Origin of the sequence: Paenibacillus sp. DS2015, assembly GCF_050433705.1 — a bacterium.
In the GTDB taxonomy this organism is placed as follows: Bacteria; Bacillota; Bacilli; order Paenibacillales; family Paenibacillaceae; genus Paenibacillus_AQ.
Genome location: NZ_JBNPWS010000024.1, coordinates 71,010 through 77,253, shown reverse-complemented (window position 1 = coordinate 77,253; position 6,244 = coordinate 71,010). Strand labels below are relative to the sequence as shown.

Sequence of the window (6,244 nt, the reverse complement as noted above, 5' to 3'; positions counted from 1 at the left end):
CGCCAGCTACGGAAAGTAACGAAAGGCAAGAGTATTTTCCCTACAGACGAATCCTTGCTTAAAATGCTCTACCTCGCCACAATGGATGTCATGCGTAAATGGACGGGGCGAGTCCAAAATTGGAGTCAAATGCTACTTCAGTTCTCCATTTTATTTCCAGAACGTGTTGGGCAGTATGTGAAATGATTTTTATCTCCCCTCGGGGAGAAGCCATATTAAAAGAGTTTACACAAAACTATTGACAGACCCGAATTTCACGTACTTGTTAAAGAGTACATTCATTACGTCCACATTACTTATTCTTCCCAAATATGATAACGTAGTAACTCCCTTATTATTGCATTCTCTAATTTAATAATAGGGGATTTATTATAAACTTCTTGTACTACTTGAATAGCGTCATCTTCACTTATATCATCGTTTAATCGAACAATGAGGGTCTTATCATTACCTTTTAAGAATTTTAAAAGTATATTTTTATATTCTGTTGGAGAATTAATTTCCAACCCTTTCTTTTTATAATAATCCAATGAGTTATCTTCACTTACAAATTGCTTTAACCCTTCATCTGTCCAATAAGTCTTATCAAAGACAAACTCTAGATCCTCTGCTGTTTCATCGTCAGAATTATATAATAAGTAAGGAACACCAGAGTTTGTTCCATTATTTGTTGAATCAACATTGTACCATTTCCCATTTATCCCCACCTTATTCCATGCATGAGGTACACCTCCAAGATAGCCTGATACGACAATACTATCCAAACCTACCAAATCACTAAGCAGCTTGTAGGTTGCCGCATAACTACCACATACCCCAACTTTTTTTACCATAATGCCATAGGTAGTAAAAGAATCATCAAATTCTTTATCAATAGTCTTATAATTGTTTTTCTCAGCATTTTTCAAGGCTGCGTCATCATATTTTGCATGATCATTTAAATAATCATAAATAGCTTGTCGCTTTTCATCATCACTCATATCATTTGTAATAATTTGCAAGATAATATTATGCGCTTCTTTCATTATTTCTTTTTGTTTTTTGGTAATGTTATCTTTACTCTCACTATAACCAATATTAAGAGTTGATGTTTTATAATCGAATCCATAGTTCTTAATATCTAATACTAGTGGATTCTGATATCTAACTTTTTGTAAGGTATCAACTAAAACATCAATATTTAGAGCCTCTGGGAATGCTTTTAATGAAATTTTTTTATTAGCGGCAATTATATTTAATGCCAGGTATTCTTCTAATGCAGAATCAGCATTAATTTTATAATCATTAGCTGTTTCTGTTTGAGGAACATTTTCTTTATTGCCTTCATCCAGTTGTTCTCGTGTATATTCTTTCTGACGTTCAATCAGATCATCACTGTTATTATTGGAATTATCCACAATAGAAGAATCAGGAGCATACTCCATCACGTTTTCCGGCTCAACTAGACCTCCACCGCTGTGATCACTAATATCTTGATTATGTATAAAATTACTCCATTTTTGTTCATCAAAAATATACACTAAGGTTGTACCACTAATCGCTGTTCCCTTCACTTTATAAGGGATTAGAGCAAATCCATCGTTGTCATATTCAATATGATTTTCATAAATGATATCTCTATCTAAAGTAGTTGCTTCATCTATTGTAGACAACTTTATTTTCTTAGGTAAATCATCAATGGTTTGAAAACCCAAGTAATATAATTCATGTAATTCTTTCATACCCGTTATAAGGGTTTTCGATAAATTAAATGTGCTGACTGTAGGGCTAAAATTTGATTCATTTCCATTTGCATCAACAGCCGTTACATAATATTCTCCTTCAACCATCCTATTTTGTGCGATAGTTGCTTTTCTTTGATAATCATCCGGTTCATCACCTACATATAACAACCCTTGATCTCCATCTGATGCAAAGTCTTGAAATTCTGTATCCGTAACCGTTCCAATTAAGTATGGATAAGTATGTTTATATCCTTGCTCCGCCCCATTGATTTTTTCTTCATTATGCATAGACATCACATTATAAACATTATATTTTTTAGCGCCTTTCACTTTGTTCCATACTAATTTATATCTTCCTTCAGCATCAATTTGATAGTTAGCATTCGGTGATTGTAATGGAGACTTAATTGTAAAAGGTATAATAATAGGATTATCCAGTTTTGTCGGCGTCTTTGCATCTAGATCATAACGGATACAAATGTAATAAATGGGGGCATTTCCCCATGATTTTTCTTTATCTCTAGTAGAATCAAACGATGTTAGTACGGGATCGTATGAACTTACAGTTAACACACTTTGACTAGCATCAGGATCTTTCACTTCTTCTTCAGTAGATACTTCACTTTCATATAAACACCTTGCATCTGTATGTACAGTTACGATACTTTTATTAAATCTATCTACCTGATCTTCTGTAAACAGTTCAGCCAGATCATGCTCACTATGAGGGAAAGCATTTGTAGAATAGATATTTGAGTTGAATTTAATTGTAAAAACTTTATTGTAATTAACATTATACATCGGTGTTAAGTATTGTTTTTCCTCTTCTTCTTTATACTTCTTCTTTAAATCTGCAACCGTTGTTAGCGATGTAAGTGCCGGTGATGTTTCTAGTGTTTCTAGTGTTTCTGATTGTTTTTGATTTTTATCTTGGTTATCACTATTATTTCCTTGGCAACCCGATAATATAAAAACAATAACTAAGATTAGAATGAATGATTTTTTCAAATTCTTATGCTCCTTTGAGTTATTCGAAATATTATATCACATAATATATCGAATAATTGGAAATATATGAGGTGAATACAAGCATCCCCATTATCCTTAGTTGCAACTGACATTCAGAGGGAATAAATCGTGTAGAGAAAAAACTGGGGAAATGCAATGGGGCTACCACAGCCAACCCGTTCTAGCATCAGAACGAGCTTAAAGTCTCCAATAGCAAGACTTACTGAATAAGAGGCTAGCTGAACAACCTCTCATATACGTTCGAAATAACAAACACCGCTTCTACATTCAGCTCAACTCTCTGTTGTACCAGCATGCGCGATACAGTTCATCGTATCGCCTATTGAGCGAAATCAAGTGGCACCCGAGTTTGCTCCCATTCACTGCACTATAATATTCATTTAGTTCTTCAACAAAATCTCACTCATCCAATCGTTTACAGAGAAGTGAAGAGACCTACCCTTCGCATTTATTTGAAAATTTTCCTTGCTCAATACTCCCTATCCTGCTATTATGAAGAGGCATAAATTTTGGAAAGCTAATATTTAATATATCTAGGATCTTTCCAAGCAGATAATCTTTGACCACTTCCTAAAGAAGTTAAGGCCATACGGACAGCCGGGTCAAATGCCGATTGGCAACTTTCGTTGCCTTATTGATTGAGTTAAAAGCTCAAATTTTATAAGTTGGTTACTTTACAACCAGTGCATTTAGCACACAACTTGTGAAACGGTCAATAAGAGTGGTAAAAGTGAATTATTTGCTATATAGACTCTGATCCTAACATGATATATTTGAATATTAAGGGCCTTTCCCCATGAAACTATGAACTTTATGACTGACGAGCACGCAAGAAGTTTGCCCAGTCATGCTTATTGGGACTGTCTTATTATTTAACTATATCGAAGCAAGTGTGATGCGCATGGTGCGTGTTTCGCTTGCTTTTTTTGTTGCCGTTTTCGCTTTTTTTCAAAAAAAATTACTTGGATGAGGAGATCAAAAAATGGGAAAAGCACTTGTCATTGGCGCCGGAGGCGTAGCAGGAGTAGCAATTCACAAATGTGTTCAAAACAGTGAGGTTTTCGAGGAGATTTGCATCGCCAGTCGCACGAAATCCAAATGCGATGAACTGAAGGCAAAATTAGATGGTGGCAAAACCAAAATTACGACTGCACAAGTCAATGCAGACAACGTAGATGAGTTGATCGCTCTAATTAACGAAGTCAAACCAGATATCGTCATGAACTTGGCTCTGCCTTACCAAGATTTAACGATCATGGATGCTTGCCTAGCTACCAAAACGCACTATATGGATACGGCAAACTATGAGCCGGAGGATACCGCGAAATTCGAATACAAATGGCAATGGGATTATCGTGAACGCTTTGAAAAAGCTGGGATCACAGCTCTTTTGGGTAGTGGATTCGACCCAGGCGTAACGGGCGTATTCTCCGCTTATGCGTTGAAACACTATTTTGACGAAATCGAATATATCGACATTCTGGATTGCAACGGCGGCGATCACGGCTATCCTTTTGCAACGAATTTCAACCCGGAAATCAACATCCGCGAAGTCTCCGCTAACGGACGTTACTGGGAAAACGGCGAATGGATCGAAACAAAACCTATGGAAATCAAGCGTGGTTATAACTTCGCTGAAGTCGGTGAAAAGGACATGTACTTGCTGTACCATGAAGAGCTCGAATCCCTTGCTCAGAACATGCCTGGACTGAAACGCATCCGTTTCTTCATGACTTTCGGCCCAAGTTATCTCATGCATTTAAAGGCGCTTGAAAACGTAGGAATGACTTCCATCGAACCAATCGAATACGAAGGAAAACAAATCATTCCGCTTCAATTCCTAAAGGCTATACTCCCGGACCCAGCTTCCCTCGGACCTCGTACAGTGGGCAAGACGAACATCGGCTGTATCTTCAAAGGGAAAAAAGACGGCCAAGACAAGACCTACTATGTCTACAATATTTGCGATCACCAAGAGTGCTATAAAGAAGTGGGCTCCCAGGCTATCTCCTATACAACTGGCGTTCCAGCCATGATTGGTGCGGCAATGGTCATGACTGGTAAATGGAATAAACCGGGCGTATTCAATATCGAAGAGTTCGATCCCGATCCATTCATGGAAGAACTGAACAAATGGGGACTTCCATGGCTAGAAGACTTTAATCCGGTGCTTGTTGACGCATTACCTGAGGAAGCAAAAAGTCCGGAGCTCGTTCGCTAAGATGCGGTTCGAGGAATTGCCGACACCCTGCTTTGTAGTTGATGAAGCGCTCATCGAGAACAACCTGAATATCCTGAACGGTGTCATACAGCGTACAGGAGCCAAGATCCTGCTGGCACAAAAAGCTTTTTCCATGACTACCATGTATCCCCTCATCGGAAAATACTTAAATGGTACGACTGCGAGTGGGTTATTCGAAGCACGGCTGGGTCACGAGGAGATGGGCAAAGAAAATCACGTCTTTGCCCCTGCCTATCGTGAGGATGAAATCGACGAAATTATATCCATTTGTGATCATATTATCTTCAATTCCTTCTCCCAGCTGGAAAAGTATAAAACGAAGGCTCTTACTGCCGGCAGAAAAGTGGGCCTTCGCATCAATCCAGAATGCTCGACGCAAGAGGGACATGAAATCTATGATCCCTGTTCGCCAGGGTCAAGATTTGGCGTGAACCGGGAGGATTTCCGGCCAGAACTACTTGAAGGCGTTTCAGGACTCCACTTCCATACCCTTTGTCAACAGAACTCGGACGATTTGGAGACCACGCTGAATGCGGTCGAAGACAAGTTCGGGCCCTGGATGCCGCAAATGGAATGGATCAATTTCGGTGGCGGTCACCATATCACAAGAGACGACTACGATATCCTGAGACTCGAAGCTTGCATTCAGCGAATGCAAGCTAAATACGACTTGGAAGTCTATCTTGAACCCGGAGAAGCCATTGCGCTCAATGCGGGCTATATGGTCACCTCCGTACTGGATATCCTTAGGAACGGCATCGAAATTGCTATTGTAGATACGTCAGCTACGTGTCATATGCCGGATGTTCTGGAAATGCCATATCGTCCGCCGCTTATCGGTTCGGGCGAAGTCGGCGAGAAGGCTTACACCTATCGGCTTGGCGGTCCGACCTGCCTTACGGGCGACATAATCGGAGACTATTCCTTCGATCAGCCCTTAAAGAACGGCGACAGGTTAGTGTTTGAAGATATGGCGATCTACTCCATGGTCAAAACCAACACCTTCAACGGCATGCCGCTGCCGGCCATCGCCGTGCAGGAGAAAGACGGCAATTGCCGCGTCGTTCGCGAGTTCGGCTATCAGGATTTTAAGATGAGACTAGCTTAATCCATAACCAAAGCCTTAACCCTGCTCACAAGAAGGGTTAAGGCTTTTTGGACTAACTTTCTTCGGTTCCCCGGAATCCACCGGAATAGCAAAATGATACTGTGGGAAGGTCCTTAGGAAACTCTTCATTTAAAAGTTGCA

General features: G+C 39.6%; 3 protein-coding genes and 1 pseudogene. 3 read left to right on the top strand and 1 reads right to left on the bottom strand.

All coding sequences use genetic code 11. The features are described 5' to 3' along the window. Positions 1-186: pseudogene (locus J2T13_RS18860) on the top strand (IS256 family transposase); the annotation flags it as partial. Positions 187-296: 110 nt separating this feature from the next. Here J2T13_RS18860 and J2T13_RS18855 read toward each other — a convergent pair. Continuing rightward, entirely contained in the window at positions 297-2,732 is a 2,436-nt protein-coding gene (locus J2T13_RS18855; RefSeq protein ID WP_429373910.1) for a transglutaminase domain-containing protein, read from the bottom strand. Positions 2,733-3,735: 1,003 nt separating this feature from the next. On the opposite strand from J2T13_RS18855, the gene J2T13_RS18850 reads away from it, so the two are divergent. Then, complete coding sequence (locus J2T13_RS18850; RefSeq protein ID WP_429373909.1) at positions 3,736-4,974, top strand: saccharopine dehydrogenase family protein; 1,239 nt, start codon at positions 3,736-3,738, stop codon at positions 4,972-4,974. Position 4,975: 1 nt separating this feature from the next. After that, a complete protein-coding gene (gene nspC, locus J2T13_RS18845) occupies positions 4,976-6,103 on the top strand; it encodes a carboxynorspermidine decarboxylase (protein ID WP_429373908.1) in 1,128 nt (375 codons plus the stop codon). The last annotated feature ends 141 nt before the right edge of the window (positions 6,104-6,244 follow it).